Source organism: Cellulomonas sp. NPDC055163 (assembly GCF_053607065.1).
On the sequence record NZ_JBSGSU010000001.1, the window covers coordinates 57,749 to 76,973 of the forward strand.

Sequence of the window (19,225 nt, forward strand, 5' to 3'; positions counted from 1 at the left end):
GCGGCGACGGGCCGAGTCGGGGCACCGGCGGCGCGATCAGGCCCCGCACGCCTCGCGGACCGTGCGGCCGACCGCCCGCTGGATCTCGTCCTCGGTGAACCCGAACGGCTCCGAGAGCTCGGTCACCGTGCCGTCGCGCAGCAGCCGGCGCAGGTCCCGGCCGAACGGGACGGCGAGCGCGGAGTCGGTGGGCCGGAAGGCGAACGCGGCGAAGCGCTCGGCTCCGTCGTCCGCCGCGAAGACCCCCGCGACGCGCACGCCGCTGTCGGGGCCTCGCGCCATCCACCGCACCGCGACCGACGTCAGTGCGACGACGTCGACCGTCCCGTCGAGCAGCGCCGCGCGCAGGCTGTCCGGGTCGGGGAGCGCGAGGGCCCGCTCGGGCGGCAGACCGCCCGCTGCCAGGTCGGACTCCTCGACGGACCCGCTGAGCACGCCGACCCGCAGGTCGGGCTCCGCGACGAGGGCGTCGTAGGAGCCGAGCTCACGGTCGTCGCCGGAGCGCACCGCGAGGCCCTGGTGCACGCAGTTCACGGGGTCCGAGAACCGGACCTGCGCGCACCGGTCGGGCGTCACGGCGATGCCCGCGGCGATCACGTCGAACGCACCGCCGAGCAGGCCCGGGATGAGGCCGGGGAAGTCGGTGACGACGCCGCGCACCTCCTCGATCCCGAGGCCCGCGAGGACGACGCGCGCGACCTCGACGGACTGCCCGGTCGGCCGCGCGCCGTCGGTCATGAAGCCGAACGGCTGCTCGTTGGCGATCCCGAGGCGCAGGTACCCCGCGCGGCGCCCCGCGGCCAGCAGGTCGTCGCCGCGCGCGCACCCGCCGAGCAGGACCGTCGCCGCGGACACGACACCCGCGGCGAGCACCGAGCGGCGGGTGATCACCGCACGCCCGCCGGCGCCTCGCACCCGGGCGCGCGACCCGCCTGCCCGTCGGCGGCCATCGCCCCGGCGAGCGTCCCCGGCCGGCCGAAGACGTAGCCCTGCGCGAGGTCGCAGCCGAGCGTCCGGACGTGGCGCAGCAGCTCGACGTCCTCGACCCCCTCCGCGACGACGTCCGCGCCGAGCGCACGGCCGACGGCGACGACGGCCCGGACGATGTGCGCCGCGCGCTCCGCGGCCTCGGGCGAGGGGTCCGCGAGCCCCTGCACGAACGCCCGGTCGATCTTGAGCAGCGTCACCGGGTAGTCCCGCAGGCGCGCGAACGAGGAGTACCCGGTGCCGAAGTCGTCGACCGCGACGCCGATCCCCGCGTCCCGCAGCGCGACGAGCGTGGGCAGCACCCGCTCGTCGTCGGCCAGCACGCTCTCGGTCACCTCGATCCCGAGCCACCGCGTCGGGACGTCGAGCTCGGTCAGCAGGTCCACGATGCCGACGGCGACGTCGGGCCCCGTGAGCTGGCGCGCCGAGACGTTGACCCACATCCGCACGTCGCCCCCGCAGCGCCGGTTGTGCTCGGCGACCGCCACGACCGCGTCGCGCATGATCCACCGGCCGAGCCCGACGATGAGGCCGGTCTCCTCGGCGACCGGGATGAAGTCGCACGGGGGGACGTTGCCGCGGGTCGGCGTGGACCACCGCATGAGCGCCTCGACGGCGATCGTCTGCCCCGTGCGCAGGTCGACCTCGGGCTGGTACGCGACGCCGAGCTCGTCGCTGCCCGCCGCCCGCCGCAGGTCCGCCGCGAGCTGCAGCCGCTGGCGCGCGGTGTCGCCCAGCCCCTCCTCGAACCACCGGAAGCACGCGCCCCCGGCAGCCTTCGCGCGGTACATCGCGACGTCCGCGAGCCGCAGCAGCTCGTCCCAGTTCTGCGCGCGGTCGCCGCTGTGCACGACGCCGAGGCTGCAACCGACCGTGAACTCCTCCTCGTGCAGCACGAACGGCTCGTCGAACGCCTCGACCACCGCGCGGGCGAGCGCCTCGGCACGTTCCCGGCTCAGGTCGGGGACCACGATGACGAACTCGTCGCCACCGAGCCGCCCGGCGGTCCCACCGCGCGGGGTCAGGGACTCGACACGCCGCGCGGCGAGCACGAGCAGCTCGTCGCCCAGCCCGTGGCCGTAGGAGTCGTTGACGAGCTTGAACCGGTCGAGGTCGAGCAGCAGCACCGCGACACCGCGCCCGCGCGTCCCGAGCATCCACTCGGCGCGCTCGCGCACGAGCACCCGGTTCGCGAGCCCGGTCAGCGGGTCGTGCATCGCGGCGTGCCCGAGCCGGCGCTCGGCGTCGCGGCGCCGCGTCATCTCCCGGGCCGCGACCAGGACGGACTCGACGCCGTCCTCGAGCATCCCCTCGGGCACGGCGCGCAGCTCGTAGAACAGCGGCCCGACGTCGACCGACGCGGTCCGGGTCACGCCGGGCGCCGCGGCGCGCGACGCGTCGGCACGCCTGTCGCCGTCCGCGGCGACCGGCCCGTCCCCTGCCCGGCCGGCCTCGCGTCCGCCCGGCTCGCCGCCGGTGACCTGCGCCGCGAGGTCCGCGACCGCGGCGAGGAGCGTGTGGTGGGTCGCGAGCTCCGCGACGGGACGCCCGGGCCAGTCCGCGGGCAGCGGCACCACGTCGAGCAGCGCCTGGTTGGCGAAGAGCAGGCGCCCGTCGGAGCTCACGCGGGCGAGCGCGTCGGGCGTGCTGGACGTGATCGTCTCGAGCTCGCGCGTGCGGCGGCGCAGGTCCCGCGTGCGGGCCTCGGCGGTCGCGACGGCCCGCCGCTCGGCGCCGGCCTGCACGAGCAGCACGAGGGCGGCGAGCGTGGTGATGACGAGCCCCGCGAGGAGGACGGGCAGCGACACCCACGGCGCGACGCGCGTCGAGGACCCGGTGAGCGTCCAGGTCCGGTCGAGCAGGTCCACGTCGACCGAGGTGGCGTCCGCGGGGCGCACCCCGGGCTCCGCGACGGGCCCGCTCGTGGAGAACTCGGCGAGCTCGACGCCGAGCTCGCCGTCGACCACGCTGACCGCGACGCCCGGGTGCAGGTGGCGCATGCTCTCGCCCAGGAACGAGTCGATGCGGAACGTCACGACGGTCCACCCCGTGAGCGCCGAGCGGCGGGCGTCGACCGTCGTGGGCGGGTCCCCGAGCTCGCCGTACACCGGCACCGCCACCGCGGCCTCCGCGGCGCCGCGCCCCGTCGCGGGCGACCAGAACGGCGCACTGAGCCGCGCGTCGCCGCTGTCGCGTGCCGCCGCGAGCGCGCGGCCGACCTCGTCGAGCCCCACGCCGTCGAGCAGCACCGAGCTCCCGTACGAGGCGGACTGCCGGACCTCGGCCCCGGCGCCGGACCCGCCCTCCTGCGCCCCGACGTCGAGCGGGACGGCCCCGGTCGCGCGGTCCTGCGCGGCCCCGGGAGCGACCCACAAGACCGCGCGGGTCGCGACCGAGCGGTCCTGGACGTCGAGGGCCTCGATGCGACCGGCCCAGGCACCGGGGTCCGTCCCGGCGTCCGCGGGGCCGACGAGGGTCGCCGCGAGCGCGACACCGCGCTGGACGTCGAGGCGCGTCGGCAGCGCGCTCGACGCGATCGCGAGCTCGCTCACCACCGCGACCCGCTCGTGGTCGCGCAGCCGGTGCTCGTCGAGCCCCGCGGACGCGACCGAGAGCGCGACGCCCACCGGCACCGCGATCGCCGCCGCCCAGTGCATGCGGCGCCGGCCGGGTCGCCCCGGAACGGCAGTTCCCATCGGCGAGCCCCCTTCGCCGGGCGCGCCGGTCGTCGCCCCCACCGTCATTGATAACCGCGCGGGGGGCGGCGCGACAAACACGGCACCCCGGATCGGGGCAGAACGGGCGACGCGCGTCCCAAGTTCACCCGCTCGGCGCAGACGCCGGTGCCCGCCGGCACCCCGGACGGTGGGCGCGGCACCGTCCCCGTGTCCACCGCGCGCGCCCACCCCTCCGGGGGCCCGTCCGTGCACCTAGACTCGCGCCCGTGATCTTCAAGGCTGTGGGCGAGGGCAGGCCCTACCCGGACCACGGGCTCGTCACGCCCCGCGAGTGGGGCACGGTCCCGCCCCGCCAGGTGCGCCTCGACGAGCTCGTGACGACCAAGCGCACCTTGAACCTCGACAACCTCCTGTCGGAGGACTCGACGTTCTACGGCGACCTCTTCGCGCACGTCGTGCAGTGGAAGGGCGTGATGTACCTCGAGGACGGTCTGCACCGCGCCGTGCGGGCCGCGCTCCAGCAGCGCCCGATCCTGCACGCCCGGGTCCTGGTGATGGAGTCGTGAGCGTCGACCCGGACCGCGCCCGCGCCCTGCGCCGGCGCCAGGTGCACGAGCGTCAGGCCGTCGTGTTCGGCGTGCTGCTGGCCTCTCTCGCGCTCGCGGGCCTCGGCGCAGCCGCCGTCTACACCGACACCGTCGACGTGCCGTTCCTCGCGCGCGACTTCTCCACGCCGACCCCCACGGCGGGCCTGACGGTCGTGGCGCCGTGCCCGCCGGAGGGCGCGATGCCCGCGGCGGCCGGCACGGTCACGGTCAACGTCTACAACGGCTCCGGCCGCCCGAACCTCGCGGGCTCGACGCTCGCGGAGCTCACGACCCGCGGCTTCGTCGCGGGTGCGACCGGCAACGCCGCCGCGCTCAAGGGCGCGGGCCGGATCTCGTACGGCGCGTCGGGCGTGGCGTCGGCGTACGCGCTGTGGGACCACCTCGGCGACGTCGAGCTCCAGCTCGACCAGCGCGCGGACGCGACGGTCGACCTCGCGCTCGGCGAGGGCTTCGAGGGGCTGGTCCCCGCGGACGAGGTCCTCGTCGACGCCGCCGCCCCGATCCCGGCGCCGACCGGCTGCGTGCCGCTCGAGCAGCTGACGCCCGTGCCGGTCGTCGGCCCCGCGCCCCCGCCCGCCGAGGGCGAAGCGGCCGGCTGAGCCGGCGGCCCCGCGTCGAGGGGGCCCCGGCGCAGGCACCCCGGGCCCCCGACGCGGACCGTCAGTGCCGCAGCTCGTCGCCGCCCGGCACGGACGCAGGGCTCGCGGGCTCGTCGTGCGTCCCTCGCCACCGCGAGAGCGTCCGCATGAGGTGGTAGATCCCGATGGCGGCGGCGGTGCCGAGCGCGATGCCCTCGAACGCGAGGTCGCCGGCCTTCCACGCGTAGTTGGCGACACCCACGACCAGCGCGACGGCGGCCGTCGTCAGGTTGACCGGGTCGGAGAAGTCGACGCGGTTCTGCACCCAGATCCGCGCACCGAGGATGCCGATCATCCCGTAGAGCATCGTCGTGGCGCCGCCGAGCACGCCCGCGGGGATCGTCGCGACGAGCGCCCCGAACTTCGGGGACAGGCTCAGCACGAGCGCGGCGCCGGCCGCGACCCAGTACGCCGCGGTCGAGTAGACCTTCGTCGCGGCCATGACCCCGATGTTCTCGGCGTACGTCGTGGTGCCCGAGCCGCCGCCCGCACCGGCGAGGGTCGTCGCGAGGCCGTCGGCCAGCAGCGCGCGGCCCGTGAGGTGGTCGAGGTCGGTGCCCGTCATCGCGGCGACCGACTTCACGTGGCCCACGTTCTCGGCGACCAGGACGAACACCACGGGCAGGAACAGCCCGAGCACGGCGAGGTCGAACGTCGGCGTCGTGAACGTCGGCAGCCCGACCCACGCCGCCTCCTCGACGGCCGCGAAGTCGACCTGGCCCTGGACCACCGCGGCGACGTACCCGACCACGACGCCGACGAGGATCGCGAGCCGCCCGAGCAGGCCCCGGAACAGCACCGTCGCGAGGATGATCGCGAACAGCGTGACCATCGCGGTGAGCGGCGCCTTCTGCACGTTGCCCCACGCGGCGGGCGCGAGGTTGAGGCCGATGAGCGCGACGATGGTGCCGGTCACGACGGGCGGCATCACGACGTCGATCCAGCGCGCACCCGCGAGGTGCACCACGAGCCCGACGACGGCCAGCAGCACCCCGGTCGCGAGCACGCCCCCGAGCGCGACGGACTGCCCGCCCGACGCGGTCGCGGCGCCGATGGGCGCGAGGAACGCGAAGCTCGACCCGAGGTAGCTCGGGAGCCGGTTGCCGGTGATCAGCAGGAAACCGACCGTCCCGACCGCGGAGAAGAACAGCGTCGTCGCGGGCGAGAAACCCGTGATGAGCGGGACGAGGAACGTCGCGCCGAACATCGCCACGACGTGCTGCATGCCGATGCCGACGGTCCGGGGCCAGCTCAGGCGCTCGCCCGGCGCGACGACGGCGCCCGGCGCGACGGTCCGGCCGTCGCCGTGCAGCTGCCATCCGACGAACCGTCGACCGGTCGTGCTCGTGCTCACGTGGGTGCTCCTTCTGCTCCGCGGGGTCAGCGAAGAGTAACGACGGCGGCGGCCGCGGACCGTGCGGGACCGCCCGGCGTGCGCGGCGCCGCCGGCGCTAGGGTGTGGCTCGCCCGGCGGGGCACGACGTCGGGACCCGCCCCTGCTCCCGCCCGGAGGTCCTCGTGCGCACGCCGTCCCTGCCCCTGAGCCCGCGTGCTGCGGTGGTCGTCGACCGCGCGCTGCTCGTGGTCGCGTTCCTCGCCGTGCACGCCTGGCTCGCGTGGCTCGGCGCGGTGCGGCTCCCCATGGAGTCGTTCTACGACCTCGAGCTCTACCGGTTCTGGATGTCGCAGGGGCTCGGGGCGGGCACGTGGCCGGTGCTCGACGGCGACTGGGTGTACCCCGCGGGCGCGCTCGCGCCGCTCCTCCTGCCGGCCCTCGTCGAGTCCGCCGACACCCTCGCGTACATGCTCGCGTGGGCCGCGCTGGTCACCGTGCTGGACGGGCTCGCGCTCCTGCTGCTGCTGCGCCCGCGGCGGGGTGCGTCGACCCTCGGGGCGTGGTGGTGGCTCGCGTTCCTCGCCGCCCTGGGACCCGTCGCGATGGGCCGCCTCGACGCGGTCGTCGCGCCGCTCGTCGTCGTGGCGCTCGTGCTCGCGGCGCGGCACCCCGCGGTCGCCTCGGTGCTGCTGACGATCGGCGCGTGGATCAAGGTCGCGCCGGGGGCCCTGCTGCTGCCGCTCGTCCTCGTCGCGCGGCGTCCGTGGCGCGACGTCGTGCTGCCGCCCGCGGTCGTGTGCGCCGTCGTGGTCGGCGCGGTCGCGGTCGGCGGCGGGCTCCCGCACCTCGGGAGCTTCCTGACCGAGCAGGGCGATCGCGGGCTGCAGGTCGAGTCGGTCGGCGCGACGCCGTGGATGGTCGCGGCGCTCGTCACGCCGACCGTCGAGCGGCGGCTCAACCAGGAGCTCGTGACCTACGAGGTGCACGGCCCGGGAGCGCAGCTCGCGGCCGACTCGCTCGGGCTCGCCCTGGTCGTCGCGATCGCCGCGGTCGCCGCGCTGCTGTGGTGGGCACGGCGACGCGCCGGCACCTCGGTCGCCGTGGAGGCGTTCGTGGTGCGCGGCGCGCTGCTCGTGGCGACGACCCTCATCGTGTTCAACAAGGTCGGGTCGCCGCAGTTCGTCGGGTGGCTCGCACCGCCCGTGGTCGTGGCCCTCGCGCTGCGGCTGGGCGGGTGGCAGGTGACGGCCGTGCTCGTGCTCGTGGTCGCCGCGCTGACCCAGGTCGTGTTCCCGACCGGGTACAACCCCTTGCTGGGCGGCGACCCGGCGGTCACGCTGGCGCTGGTGCTCCGCAACGTCCTGCTGGTGGCCCTCCTGGTGGTGACGGCGCGTGCCGTCGTCCACCAGGAGGGCCGGCCTCAGGAGGTGGGGAGCGAGGGGACCCCGCCGGACTCGACCGCGGCGATCCACGCGAGCAGGTAGGCCCGCGAGTTCCCGTCGTCGATCCACTCGTCCGAGAGCGTCAGGGACTCGTCCCACGCCGTCGCGGCGTCCTCAGGCCCGGCGAGCGCCGAGTACATGAGGATGTAGTCCGAGAACTTGGCCTCCCAGCCGCCCGGCGTGCCCTCCGCGACGCGTGCCCGGATGCCCTCCGGGTCGCCCGCGAGGTAGCCCGAGACCGGGCTCATGGGCAGCAGCAGGATGCCGAGCATCGCGCCCGGGTCGGGGCTGAACCACGTCGCGTAGTCACGCTTGCCGCCCCAGTTGAGCGAGACGACCTGGTGGTCGAACCCGTCGAAGACCGGGTCCTCGAGGTCCGGGTCGGTCCAGTACGCCTTGGTCGAGGCGGCCTCGGCCGAGGTCAGCCAGGTGGCCTGCACCCCGAGCTCGTCCTGGCCCGACGCCGCGGCCCACAGGCCCAGCCCGTTCCAGGCGTTGATCGCCTCGGAGCTCGACTCCTGGTTGTTGCCGTCCGCGAACGGCGACGTGCCCGACGCCCACGCGTGCCCGGCGTACACGTCGAAGTTCCGCAGCTGCGGGAACCAGTCGGACGCGGTGACTGCGGCGATGTCCTGGGCGAGCACGTCCATGACGGGCGCGAGCTCGTCCTTCAGGCCCTCGTCGTCGGCCGAGAGCAGGCCCGCCGCCGCGAGGAAGTAGCCGTAGTGGAAGTGGTGGTCGTTGAACTCGTCCGACCCGAAGGACGGCGTGAGCCCGACGACACCCTTGGCCGCGTCGTCGTACACGAAGCAGCGTGCGTCCTCCGACGCGCAGCGCGCCGGGTCCGCCCACTCGAGCAGCGTCTCGGTGACCTTCTCGCGGAGCGGGGCCACGACGTCCTCGGCCCCGACCTGCTCGCCGAGCACGACCAGCGTCGCCGCGCGGTTGAGCGCCTTGCCGCCGAAGTACGTGTCGGACGGGAACGGGATCGTCGACGCGACGTCCTTCGCGACCTGCTCGCGGATCGCCGCGAGCTTGTCCTCGGAGACGTCGGTCAGGTCGAGCACGCCCTGCGGCTCGACGGTCGGCGCCCACGTCGTGAGCGTCGAGCCGACGCACAGCTCGAGCGTGCCGTACACGCTCGCGTACTCGCCGATCGCGCAGTCCGCGCGCTCGGGCTGCTCGCCCTGGCGGTGGTGCGGCATCGTCACGTACGCGGACGGGCTGCCCGACGCGGTGACGTAGCCGATCGTCGTGCGGGCGACCTGGTCGTTGACGCCGTACGACAGCTCGGACCCGACGACCGGGTCGGCCGCGGCCTCGGCGAGCGCCGTGAGCGCCTCGTCCGACGCGTCGTCCGGGAGCGGGTAGACCGTGGCCGACGCACCGGCGTCGAGCGTCACCGTGCTGCCGTCGAGCGCGCCCTCGGGCGTCACGAGCCCGTAGTCCGAGTCGCCGCCCGTCGCGGTCGCGACGCTCGTGCCCTCGGCGGCGGTCGCACCCTCGGCGGGCGCGAACGACGCGTCGAGCGTGAGGGAGGCGCCGGAGTCCCCGGCGGTGAACGACGCGAACGGCGAGCCCTCGGCGATGACCACGGTGCCGAGCACCGCGCCCTCGCCGTCGAGCAGCTCCATCGAGACCGTCGCGGTGTCGTACGCGCTGATGCGGACGTCCTGCGCGCCGGCATCGACCGTCACGCCCGGGACGTGCGGCGCGACGATGGCCTTCTCGCTCGTGACCGGCTTCGGCATGCCGACGCCGAACCCGGAGTCCGTCAGGCCGAACGACGCCGGCAGCGGGAAGACCGGCTGCGGCTCGTCGCCGAAGACCAGCCCGCTGAACCAGCGGTTGGTGGGGGGCACGAGGCCCTCGGCGAGCCGGACGGGGGCGATCTTGGCGACCGCCTTCTGCTCCAGGCCCTCGACGAGCGCCTGGGTGTCCACCTCGGGGAGGGCTGCGTCCTCCGGACCCTCGACGGTGGCCGCCTCGGCGACCCCCGCCTGGTTGGTGCTGCCGTCCGTCCCGCGGCCTCCGAGGAGGACGACCGCGGCGACCACGACGGCGACGACTGCGGCGACGATGCCGATGACGGTCCCTCGGCGGGCCGTCACTCGCCGCTCCCGAAGAGGCCCTTGACCGACGTCGAGACGTCGGTGAAGACCTCGTCCACGGACGCGGCGACGTCGGTCACGACGCCGTCGTTCTTGAGCTGGAGCTCGGCGTTCACCGGGGTGCCCGCGGCCATCAGGCCGTTGGCCTTGCCGGAGACGAGCTTGTCGCTCTCGACGGTGACGATCGCCTGCGCCTTGCTCGCGACGGTCTGCACCTCGATGCCGGCGACGCGGCCGGCGACGGTCTGCTCGTTCGGCAGGACGATGGTGACCTGGGCCTCGTCGTCGATGCGGGCGTACTCCTTGGCCGTGAGGGTGTACTCGGCCTTGACGTAGAGCGAGCCCTCCTTCTCGACCTGCGCGAGGACCGCGGCGGCGGGGACGAACGTGCCGCGCGTGGCCTCGATGCGAGCGACGGTGCCCGGTCCGGTCGCGAGGACCACGACCTGCCCGGCCTCGTTGATGGTCTGGCCGGGCGTGGGCCCGGGGGCGAAGCCGATCGACACGTCGTGGCGGAGCGTCGCGCTGTCGATCACGAAGAGCGGCGTGCCCTCGGTCACGGCGTCACCCTGCTCGACGAGCTGGTCGACGACCAGGCCGGCGTACTGCGAGCCCACGGCATACGTCTTGGACTCGATCTGCGCGCTCGAGCTCGTGGCGACGGCCTTGGAGTCGTTGAGGTAGAAGGTCAGCCAGGCACCCAGCGCCAGCACGGCGACGAGCCCCAGGGTCAGGCGGAATCGATTGGCCCAGGTCATGCGGCACCTCCGGTGGTAGATCCGACGAGCACGGCCTCACGCGGAGCCTCGACCTGCGCGGCGGCAGGTGCGGGCTTCTTCGCGGCGGCGTTGGCTCTCTTGTTGCGGCGCGCCTCTCCGACGGCCGTCAGGACGAATGCGCCCAGGATCACGGTGTTGGTCGCGTTCCAGGCGAGGGCGAGCGAGAAGTAGCCGTTCCCGAGGTCCTTCCAGACCGCGACGACCGTGGTGATGAGCAGGAAGGCGAAGAACCACACCTGCGGCATCATGAAGTTGAACGGCGAGCTCACGGCGCCCTTCGAGCCGGTCACGTGCCACTTCTGCTCACGCTTGAAGACCGCGTTCACGAGGGCCCGGACGTAGATCGGGAAGGACACGGCGGCGAGCATGAGCACCTCGAACCGGAACGACCCGAGCGTGTAGAACGCCACGATGATCTGCATCACGTAGAAGCCGGCGTAGTACAGCAGCCACGTCCCGATCGTCAGGTCGAGGTTCATCGGCGTGAGGTTGAAGAAGATCTGCAGCGGCGGCACGAGGAGCAGCAGGAGCGGGCAGATGCCCGTCAGGTAGTGCGTCGCCGTGACGGTGTACTGCAGGCGCTGGTCCATCGTGAGCTTGCGCTTCCGCGACAGCGGGTTGTGCGTGAGCATGATCTCGAAGCCACCCGTCGCCCACCGCAGCTGCTGCTTGGTGTAGGCCTCGACGGTCTCCGGCGTGTCCCCGACGGCGAGCGTCATGGGGATGAAGATCGTGCGCCAGCCGCGCTCGTGGAGCATGAGCGACGTCCAGACGTCCTCGGACTTCGAGTCGGAGTACATCCCACCGACGTCCATGATCGCCGTGCGGCGGAAGATGACGTTGGTGCCGACGCAGAACGCGGCGTTGAACCGGTTACGGCCCGGCTGGATGAACCGGTAGAACACGGCCTGCATGTAGCCGGCGCCGCGCGAGATGAGGTTGTGCAGGTTCCCGTAGGTCTGCGGCGTCTGCACGAAGGCGACGTCGTCGTCCGCGAAGAACGGCACGGTCTCGTAGAGGAAGTCGGGGAGCGGCACGAAGTCGGCGTCGAAGATCACGAAGAACTCGCCGCTCGTGAGCGAGAGCGCGTAGTTGACGTTGCCGGCCTTGGCGCCGTTGCTGCTCAGGCGGCGCACGTAGCGCGCGCCGAGCTCGGTGGCCAGGTCGCGGACCTCGTCGGAGCGCCCGTCGTCGAGGATCCAGGTGAGGTGCTCGCCCTTCATCGCGACGGCGGCGGTCACCGTGCGTCGGATCGTCTCGAGGTCCTCGCCGTACGTCGTGATGAACACGTCGACCGTGACCGGGCGGTCCTTGACGTACATGCGCCAGTTCTGCGGCGCGTCCTCGGCCCGGCGGCGGATGATCTCCGCCATGTCGTAGAGCGTGTCCTGCGCGTGGTGGAAGGCGAACCCGCGCGGGTTGTGGCCGCTGGAGAGGATCGTCCACATCGACAGCAGCGCCTGGGTGATGAGGATGACCTCGGCGATGATGACCATCGTGTAGGGCAGCCAGTCGCCGCGGTTCCCCGGGTTGAGGAGGAAGACGGCGTAGACGAGGATGCCCGCGCTGGCGAGCAGCACGAGGAGCATCAGGGACGGCGACTGGGCCGCCTCGTTCTCCGGGTTGCGGGCCGGAGCGGTGCTCGGGTTGTCGGTCCTGCGTGGCTCGGTCATGAGCCGGTTGAACGTAGTGGTTGCCATGTAGAGCCCCCGCGGTCGCGTTTCACGTGTGGGCTACGAGGACGTACCTACCTCGTCGCCTGGTGCGACGGCTTCGCTGGCGTCAGATCGCCCACGGCGGGGATGCGATGGAAGTCTTCAGATCAGAATCCGGCGAGCCGGACAGATCCGGAACATTCCCCCGTGGTGCTTCGAAGTTACAGGCGGACGCGTCGACCTGCCCAGGGCCCGCTCACGTGCCCTCCCTCACACGGTGCGCCCCGGAAAGCGCTCTCCGCGCCTTTCTGTGCAGGTCATCGCCGCTTCTGCCGAGTGCCCCGGATGTCGGGATTAGCCCGTTCTCATCTCGCCTGTCGAGATGAATCACCCGGATGGGGCGGGACTGGACGGGTGTTCAGGGCGCTTCGGGGTCCTGGGGCGGCATCCCGCGGCTCGCACTCTCGGGCGGGCGCGGGGCTCCGCGCGCACCCCGGCGCGACGCGCTGACCTGGACGGATGTCCACCGACGACCACTGACGAGCCCGTGCGGCGCGCACCTGTCCTGGCGGTGACCTCGCCGTGACCATGCCATGACCAGCCGGTGTCGAGCAGGCGCGCGACCCCCGACGAGCGCCCGCCGCCGCGCGCGCGAGGCGACGGAAAAAGGCGGATGCGCGCCCCGTCGCACAAGCGACGCGGAGACGGATAATTCCTCGCCCCGGATCACCCGCACAAACGCCGTCGGCGGAAAGAATGGCCCATTCCGAACGGCGGCGCCGTGCCCTGCACCGCTCGGCGCGCACCCGTTCCCGGAGTCGCCCCGCCGGTCCGCGACACGGCGAGGGCCCGCGTGCGGTGCACACGGGCCCTCCACCGCGGCGCCCTGCGAGTCAGCCGAGCTGCGGGGCGACCTCGCTCGCGACCAGGGCGAGGTGATCGAGGTCCTGCAGGTCGAGCACCTGAAGATAGACGCGCGTGACGCCCTGCTGCGCGAGCACGCCGAGCCGGTCGACGATCGCGGTCGGCGTCCCGGCGATCCCGTGCTCACGCACCTCCCCGGCCTCCCGCCCGATCGCGGCGGCGCGGCGCTCGACCTCGGCGTCGTCCTTGCCCGCGCACAGCACGAAGGCCGCCGAGAAGACCAGCGACCCCGGGTCGCGGCCGACGTCCCGGCAGGCGTCGCGCACGCGGTCGAGCTTCTCGCCGACCTGGTCGAGCTCGGGGAACGCCAGGTTGAACTCCGCCGCGTGGCGCGCCGCGAGCGCCGGGGTCCGCCGCGGGCCGTTGCCGCCGACGATGATCGGGACGCCCGCGCGCGACGGGTCGAGCGGCGAGTGCTGCACCGGCTTCGGGAGCGCCGGGGAGCTCGCCAGCGTGTAGTGCGCGCCCTCGTACGAGAACTTCTCCCCGATCGGGGTGCCCCACAGGCCCGTCACGACGTCGAGCTGCTCCTCGAGGATCCCGAACCGCTTCTCGGGGAACGGGATCCCGTACGCGGCGTGCTCCTGCGCGAACCACCCCGCGCCGAGCCCGAGCTCGACGCGCCCGCCCGACATCTGGTCGACCTGCGCGACCTGCACCGCGAGCACGCCCGGGTGCCGGAACGTGGCCGACGAGACGAGCGTCCCGAGCCGGATGCGCGACGTCTCCCGCGCCAGGCCGGCGAGCGTGGTCCACGCATCGGTCGGCCCCGGGAGACCGTCGCCGTCCCCCATGCGGAGGAAGTGGTCGGAGCGGAAGAACGCGTCGTAGCCGAGCTCCTCGGTCGCGCGCGCCACCGCGAGCAGGTCGTCGTACGTGGCCCCCTGCTGGGGCTCGGTGAAGATCCTCAGGTCCATGCGGCAAGCCTTTCACGGCTCCCCGGGTACCGTCGGGTCGGTGGGATCCGTGCGCTGGGCGAGCGTCGCGACCGTGGTGGGCTGCGCGGTCGTGGCGCTCGTGTGCGTCGCCGCGGCCGCTCGGGGCCGCACCTGGGCGCTCGTGCCGGGGCTCGTCGCCGCGGCGATCGGGTTCCGCGAGCTGCGCGTGCTGCAGCGCCGCGCGCGCTGACCCCCGCGCGGCCACCGGCCAGCGGCCACCGGCCACCGGTCCGCGGTCGCCGCCGCGCCTGTCGGTTGTGCGGTCGCGGCGTCGGGCGTGCGGTCGCGAGTCCCGTCGCGCGTGCGAGGCCGGTCGTGCGGTCGCGAGCCCCGTCGCGCGTGCGGGGTCGGGTGTGCGGTCGCGGGGCCGGTCGTGCCGTCGTCAGACCTGGCAGACCGGGCACCAGTAGAGCTTGCGGGTCGCCATGTCCTCGACCTGGACCGCGGTGCCGCACACGTGGCACGGCAGCCCGGCGCGGCGGTAGACCCAGTGCCGCGCGTCCCGGTCGACGAGCGCGCGGGCCCGGCCCGCCTCGTCGAGGTCCTCGCGGGTCAGCATCACGCCCGTGCGGATCCCGTCGGCGAGCAGCACGGTCCAGTCCTGCCAGATCCCGCGCACGACCTCCGCCGGGACGCGTCGCCCGGGCGTGTGCGGCTCGAGCCGGGCGCGGAACAGCAGCTCCGCGCGGTACACGTTGCCGATCCCCGCGACCACGGACTGGTCCATCAGAAGCGCCCCGACCGCCGTCGAGCGGGACGTCACCGCGCCGACCACCTGCTCCCCCGCCGCGGCGAGCGCGCCGGGGTCGTCGAACGCAGCCGGGTCCGGGCCGAGCCGCGCGGCCGCCACCGCCGCCGCGCCGGGGTCGAGCACCTCGCACGCCGTGGGCCCGCGCAGGTCCGCCGCCGTCTCCTCGCTCAGGAGCCGGACGCGCACCTGCCCGACGGGCGGCGGCGGGAACGTCCCGTCCTCGCCGGCCGGCTCCGCGAGCTCGCTCTCACCCTCGCCGACCCGGACCGCACGGCGCGCTCGCGGCGCCCCGAGGCTCGCGAGCGGCACGAGCCCCTCGTCGAGGGGGGTGACTCGCCCGTGCAGGTCCCACGCGCCGTAGAGCCCGAGGTGGACGCGCAGGACGAGCTCCCCCTCGAACTCGAGGAAGAGCTGCTTGCCGACCGCGCGCGACGCGACCAGCACGCGGCCGTCGAGGCGCTCGGCGCCGGCGGCGAACCGCCCCTGCGGCGAGGAGACCCGCAGGCGGTGGCCGACGAGGTCCCGCTCGAGCTGACGGGCGATGCGGTGGACGGTGTGACCCTCGGGCACGGCGTCGTCAGCCCCGTCCGCGCGGTGCGCACCGCGGCGCCGTCATGCGCCGCCCGGCCCCCCGACCGCTCAGGGCTCGAGGATCGACGGCAGGATGACGCCGAGCGTCGAGGCGAGGATGCCGCCGCCGAAGATCAGCCCTGACTGCTGGTCGAAGCCGACCGCCATGATCCAGAACCCCGCGAGGAAGATCACGAACGTCACGACGAACAGCACGATGCCCTTCGCGCGCTGCGGCGTCGCCTCGTGGTCGGGAACGCCTGCACCGTCGTTCGACATCTCGTGAACCCCTTCGGACCGTGGAAAAACCGACCGGGCAAGTCTCCCCTACGCGGGCACCGGACGCGAAGCCGGGCCGGGCCCGCACCGCCGCGGGCGGGCCCGACCTCGGGCGGCGACGGGAACAGCGGGACCGCGGGCCCGGTGCGGCTCCTCGTGGGAGCCCCGCCGGACCACGTGCGCGTGCCGGCTCAGGCCCCTGCGGAGCACACGAGCCGCTCCTCGAGCTCGCTGACCGCCTTGCCGTAGGTGCGGACGCCGCTCACGGCGCCGACCCAGGCGCGGGTGTCGTCCGGCGCCGACCCGACACGGAACGGACCAGCAGGTGCCGTGGTCTCCCCGACGGGCACGGACGCGCCCCGCACGGGCCGGGCGGTCGTCGGCGCCCCCGCACGGCCGAAGCCGCACACGTCGAGCCGCACGGTCCCGAGGTCCGCGTCGTGGACGCCCGCCAGCATGAACCACGCGCCCTCGGCGACGGGAACGGGCGAGGTCGCGACGACACCGCGCGCCGCCGGGTCCCCCGGGTCCGTGCCCGCGACCGTGAACGCCCAGCAGGACGCGACGCCGTCGGCGCACACGTCGGTCCGGACGCCGAGCTCGAACGCGTTCCCCGCCGCACCGTCCTGGCCGACCGCCGAGGCCGCCGCCCCGAGCGCGTCCCCGCGCACCAGCGCGACCACCGAGAAGCTCCCGCTCGGGTCCACGACGCTCGCGGAGCTCACCGCGCCGTCACCGCGCTCGTCGAGCAGCAGGGCCCGGTCCGCCGGACGGTTCGCGAGCTCGGCGACCAGGCCGTCGGCCCACGTCGTCGAGCCCGTGAGCGTCAGCGTGTTCGTGCCGGGATGCAGGGAGTCGGCAGCGACGGCTCCGGCCCCCTCGTCGAGCGTCCACCGGGCGTCACCGGTCGGACCGGCGGCGGGAGAGCCGACCGTGAACCGGTAGGCGCGCTCGGCGCCCACGTTCCCGGCGGCGTCGACGCCCTGCACCCGGAGCAGCTGGGGCCCGGGCGTCATGGGGGTGTACGTGACGGTCGCAGCCGTCTGCCCCGGGTCGACCGCGACCCGGTCGCCGGGGTCGTCGGAGAACGCGTAGGCGAACGCGACGACGTCGGTGGACGCACCGGCCTCGAACCGGAACTGCCCGGCCACGCCGGGACCGCCGTGCGTCTGCTCCTCGAGGTACGCCGCGGGCGCGGCCCCCGGGACCGCGCTGACCCGCGGCGCGACGGGTGCGGTCACGTCGACGAGGACGCGGCACCGGATCGTCGGACTCTTCTTCCCTCGCGAGTCGCGCCCCTGCACGCGCCACTCGTAGGTGCGCCCGTCCTGCAGGAGGCCCGCGGGGACGGCGACCGCGTGCTGCGAGCCCGAGGCCTGCGCGGGTGCCGGCCCCGAGTCCCACACCCTGGTCCCCCGCACGCCGTCACGCACCGTGAACGTCGCCCGCACCGGGTCGCCGTCCGGGTCCTTGAGCGTCGCGAGCAACGTGGGGGTGGTGCTGCGGAGCGGGACCGCCGTGCCGTCCGCGCTGCACGACGACGTGGGGTTCGCGGTGCCGAGCGCCTCCGGAGCCGCCGGTGCGTGGTTCCTGCCGGCGTGGCCGGCACCGCTCCCGGCGGTCGCGGCACCCGGGGAGGCTGCTGCGGCGCTGGACGCGAGCAGCGCCCCGGTGACGACGAGCACGCCGACCAGCGCACTGCGGTGCCGCCGCGCCCGTCCGACCGCAACATCTCTGACCTGCATCGACACCCGCACAGCGCCCCCTTGACGCGTCCGGCCGCTCGGACGCGGTACCCGGGCGGATGCCGGTGCGGAGCGACGCCGGTGGCACGGTAGTGGACGCGGCAACCACGCGTGGGGCGTTTCTGGCGCGAACCCTCGGCAGGCCCTCGTGCCCCGCTGACCTGGGCGCACGTCGGGCGGCGCGCACGGGGGGCCGGCAGCGGCGTCGGGGTGGTGCAGACCCCACCACGACACGGCGGGTAGCGGCATGGTGGCGGCGGCGCGCGACGACGCACGGTGGTCGGGAACGCAACAGACCGACCCGCACGCCCACCGGAGGAGCTCCCATGTCGCAGACCACCGACCGCACGCCCCGCAGCACGCGTCCGCAGCAGCCCACCCGCATGTCGGCCCTCGCCCTCGTGTGCACGCTCGCCGCCGGCGCCGCGCTCGCCACGCCCGCCGTCGCGCTCGCCGCCGGACGGGGCGAGGTGCAGGGGCACGGCAGCAGGCCGCGGACGGACGTGGTGCAGCAGGCGCTCGACCGGCTCGTCGACGAGCACGGGGTCCCGGCCGCGCTCGCCACCGTGACCGACCGCCGGGGCCGCGAGCGCGACCTCGTCGCCGGCGCCGGGGACCTGGAGACAGGCGCGCCCGTCCCGGTCGACGGGCAGGTGCGCGCGGGCAGCAACAGCAAGACGTTCGTCGCGGCCGTGGTCCTGCAGCTCGTCGGGGAGGGCCGGGTCGACCTCGACGCGTCCGTCGAGACGTACCTGCCGGGCCTCGTGCGCGGGCCCGTCGACGGGCACGACATCACCGTGCGCGACCTGCTGCAGCACACCAGCGGGATCGGCAGCTTCACCGACGGTCCGCCGTTCGTCGTCGACGGCGTGCCCGCGCTGCGCGCCCTCAAGGACCGCTACATGGAGCCGCACGAGCTCGTCGCGCTCGGGCTGGCGCTGCCCCCGACGCCGCCCGGCGCCTGATCGTACAGCAACACGAACTACGTGCTCGCGGGCCTGCTCGTGCAGAGGGTCACGGGGCGCCCGCTCGGGGAGGCCGTGACCGAGCGGATCATCGAGCCGCTCGGGCTGACGGACACGTACGTGCCCGACCGGGGCGAGCGGGCCATCCGGGGCGCGCACCCGAACGGCTACCACGCCGAGCCCATCGGGTCCGCGCTGTTCGAGCACACCGACATCGACACCTCGTCGTCCTGGGGCGCGGGGGACGTCGTGACGACCCCGGGCGACCTCAGCACGTTCTTCCGCGCCCTCCTGGCCGGCGAGGTGCGCCCGGCGGAGCTCGAGCAGATGAAGGCGACGGTCCCGATGGACCTGCCCGGCATCCCGGAGACGTGGCGGTACGGGCTGGGCCTGCAGTCGACCGAGCTGAGCTGCGGCGAGCTCGCCTGGGGCCACGGCGGGATCATCCCCGGCTACCAGACCGACGGCGGCGTCACCGAGGACGGCCGGGCGATCATGGTCGCGACGACGACGGCGCACTTCGCCCTGCCCACCGACACCGGGCCGGCGGTCTCGGACGAGGTGCTCGCGCTCGTCGACACGGCGCTCTGCTCCGGCCGATCCTGACGGCTGCCCGGGGCGGGACGCGGCCCGGTCGGGACGCGGCCGGCCCGGGACGCAGCCCTGGCGCGCGCCGTCACCGTTGCGGGCCTGAAGCCCTTTCCCCTTTGGGCCTTCGGCGGGGGGCTCCCTTCCCTTCTTTGCACATCCAGAGCCCCCAACCCACCCCTGGGGCCCCTCCAGGCAACCACCACTCCTAATCCCAAACCACCCCGGTCC

Annotated in this window: 14 protein-coding genes and 1 pseudogene; 5 read left to right on the top strand and 10 right to left on the bottom strand. The window is 74.5% G+C overall.

All coding sequences use genetic code 11. From position 1 onward, the window contains the following. Positions 1-36: 36 nt before the first annotated feature. On the bottom strand, positions 37-891 hold the full coding sequence (locus ACWFNE_RS00260) for a transporter substrate-binding domain-containing protein (protein ID WP_452120448.1): 855 nt from the start codon (positions 889-891) through the stop codon (positions 37-39). Next, positions 888-3,683, bottom strand: coding sequence for a bifunctional diguanylate cyclase/phosphodiesterase (locus ACWFNE_RS00265; protein ID WP_452120449.1), 2,796 nt, complete (start codon positions 3,681-3,683; stop codon positions 888-890). The genes ACWFNE_RS00260 and ACWFNE_RS00265 overlap by 4 nt, the downstream gene beginning before the upstream one ends. Positions 3,684-3,931: 248 nt before the next feature. Here ACWFNE_RS00265 and ACWFNE_RS00270 point away from each other — a divergent pair, with 248 nt between their 5' ends. Further along, complete coding sequence (locus ACWFNE_RS00270; protein ID WP_034627795.1) at positions 3,932-4,231, top strand: type II toxin-antitoxin system VapB family antitoxin; 300 nt, start codon at positions 3,932-3,934, stop codon at positions 4,229-4,231. After that, positions 4,228-4,872 (top strand): LytR C-terminal domain-containing protein, encoded by a 645-nt coding sequence (locus ACWFNE_RS00275; protein WP_452120450.1) that lies wholly within the window; start codon positions 4,228-4,230, stop codon positions 4,870-4,872. Before ACWFNE_RS00270 ends, ACWFNE_RS00275 begins: the two co-directional genes overlap by 4 nt. Positions 4,873-4,933: 61 nt before the next feature. Here ACWFNE_RS00275 and ACWFNE_RS00280 read toward each other — a convergent pair whose 3' ends face one another. Then, positions 4,934-6,265, bottom strand: a complete 1,332-nt coding sequence (locus ACWFNE_RS00280; protein ID WP_452120451.1) for a uracil-xanthine permease family protein — start codon at positions 6,263-6,265, stop codon at positions 4,934-4,936. A gap of 164 nt (positions 6,266-6,429) precedes the next feature. Here ACWFNE_RS00280 and ACWFNE_RS00285 point away from each other — a divergent pair, with 164 nt between their 5' ends. Then, complete coding sequence (locus ACWFNE_RS00285) at positions 6,430-7,731, top strand: glycosyltransferase 87 family protein (protein ID WP_452120452.1); 1,302 nt, start codon at positions 6,430-6,432, stop codon at positions 7,729-7,731. On the opposite strand, the gene ACWFNE_RS00290 is transcribed toward ACWFNE_RS00285, so the two are convergent. The 4 genes from ACWFNE_RS00290 to ACWFNE_RS00305 all read right to left on the bottom strand — a co-directional run bounded on the left by ACWFNE_RS00290 (position 7,668) and on the right by ACWFNE_RS00305 (position 14,075). Further along, on the bottom strand, positions 7,668-9,800 hold the full coding sequence (locus tag ACWFNE_RS00290) for a glycosyl hydrolase (protein ID WP_452120453.1): 2,133 nt from the start codon (positions 9,798-9,800) through the stop codon (positions 7,668-7,670). The two genes, ACWFNE_RS00285 and ACWFNE_RS00290, sit on opposite strands and share 64 nt — an antisense overlap. Then, on the bottom strand, positions 9,797-10,558 hold the full coding sequence (locus tag ACWFNE_RS00295; protein ID WP_452120454.1) for an HlyD family efflux transporter periplasmic adaptor subunit: 762 nt from the start codon (positions 10,556-10,558) through the stop codon (positions 9,797-9,799). The genes ACWFNE_RS00290 and ACWFNE_RS00295 overlap by 4 nt, the downstream gene beginning before the upstream one ends. After that, entirely contained in the window at positions 10,555-12,279 is a 1,725-nt protein-coding gene (locus tag ACWFNE_RS00300; RefSeq protein WP_452120455.1) for a glycosyltransferase family 2 protein, read from the bottom strand. Before ACWFNE_RS00300 ends, ACWFNE_RS00295 begins: the two co-directional genes overlap by 4 nt. A gap of 848 nt (positions 12,280-13,127) precedes the next feature. Next, positions 13,128-14,075, bottom strand: coding sequence for an LLM class F420-dependent oxidoreductase (locus tag ACWFNE_RS00305; protein ID WP_452120456.1), 948 nt, complete (start codon positions 14,073-14,075; stop codon positions 13,128-13,130). A gap of 40 nt (positions 14,076-14,115) precedes the next feature. Here ACWFNE_RS00305 and ACWFNE_RS00310 point away from each other — a divergent pair, with 40 nt between their 5' ends. After that, positions 14,116-14,286 carry a hypothetical protein gene (locus tag ACWFNE_RS00310; protein ID WP_452120457.1) on the top strand — a complete coding sequence of 57 codons (171 nt, stop codon included), beginning with the start codon at positions 14,116-14,118 and terminating at the stop codon, positions 14,284-14,286. A gap of 192 nt (positions 14,287-14,478) precedes the next feature. Here the strand turns inward: ACWFNE_RS00310 and ACWFNE_RS00315 are convergent, their stop codons facing one another. From ACWFNE_RS00315 to ACWFNE_RS00325, 3 genes are all read right to left on the bottom strand, one after another. Next, entirely contained in the window at positions 14,479-15,417 is a 939-nt protein-coding gene (locus tag ACWFNE_RS00315; protein ID WP_452120458.1) for an Fpg/Nei family DNA glycosylase, read from the bottom strand. 69 nt (positions 15,418-15,486) lie between these two features. Beyond that, the gene (locus tag ACWFNE_RS00320; protein ID WP_452120459.1) at positions 15,487-15,696 is read right to left on the bottom strand and encodes a hypothetical protein; all 210 of its coding nucleotides are present in this window, start codon (positions 15,694-15,696) and stop codon (positions 15,487-15,489) included. A gap of 191 nt (positions 15,697-15,887) precedes the next feature. Then, a complete protein-coding gene (locus ACWFNE_RS00325; protein WP_452120460.1) occupies positions 15,888-17,381 on the bottom strand; it encodes a LamG-like jellyroll fold domain-containing protein in 1,494 nt (497 codons plus the stop codon). A gap of 443 nt (positions 17,382-17,824) precedes the next feature. On the opposite strand from ACWFNE_RS00325, the pseudogene ACWFNE_RS00330 reads away from it, so the two are divergent. Beyond that, positions 17,825-19,012 (top strand): annotated as a pseudogene (locus ACWFNE_RS00330) (serine hydrolase domain-containing protein). The last annotated feature ends 213 nt before the right edge of the window (positions 19,013-19,225 follow it).

Coding starts and splice junctions, on each gene's coding strand:
- ACWFNE_RS00265 (WP_452120449.1), bottom strand. CDS start 3,683: ATGGGAACTGCCGTTCCGGGGCGACCCGGCCGGCGCCGCATGCACTGG.
- ACWFNE_RS00295 (WP_452120454.1), bottom strand. CDS start 10,558: ATGACCTGGGCCAATCGATTCCGCCTGACCCTGGGGCTCGTCGCCGTG.
- ACWFNE_RS00300 (WP_452120455.1), bottom strand. CDS start 12,279: ATGGCAACCACTACGTTCAACCGGCTCATGACCGAGCCACGCAGGACC.
- ACWFNE_RS00305 (WP_452120456.1), bottom strand. CDS start 14,075: ATGGACCTGAGGATCTTCACCGAGCCCCAGCAGGGGGCCACGTACGAC.
- ACWFNE_RS00320 (WP_452120459.1), bottom strand. CDS start 15,696: ATGTCGAACGACGGTGCAGGCGTTCCCGACCACGAGGCGACGCCGCAG.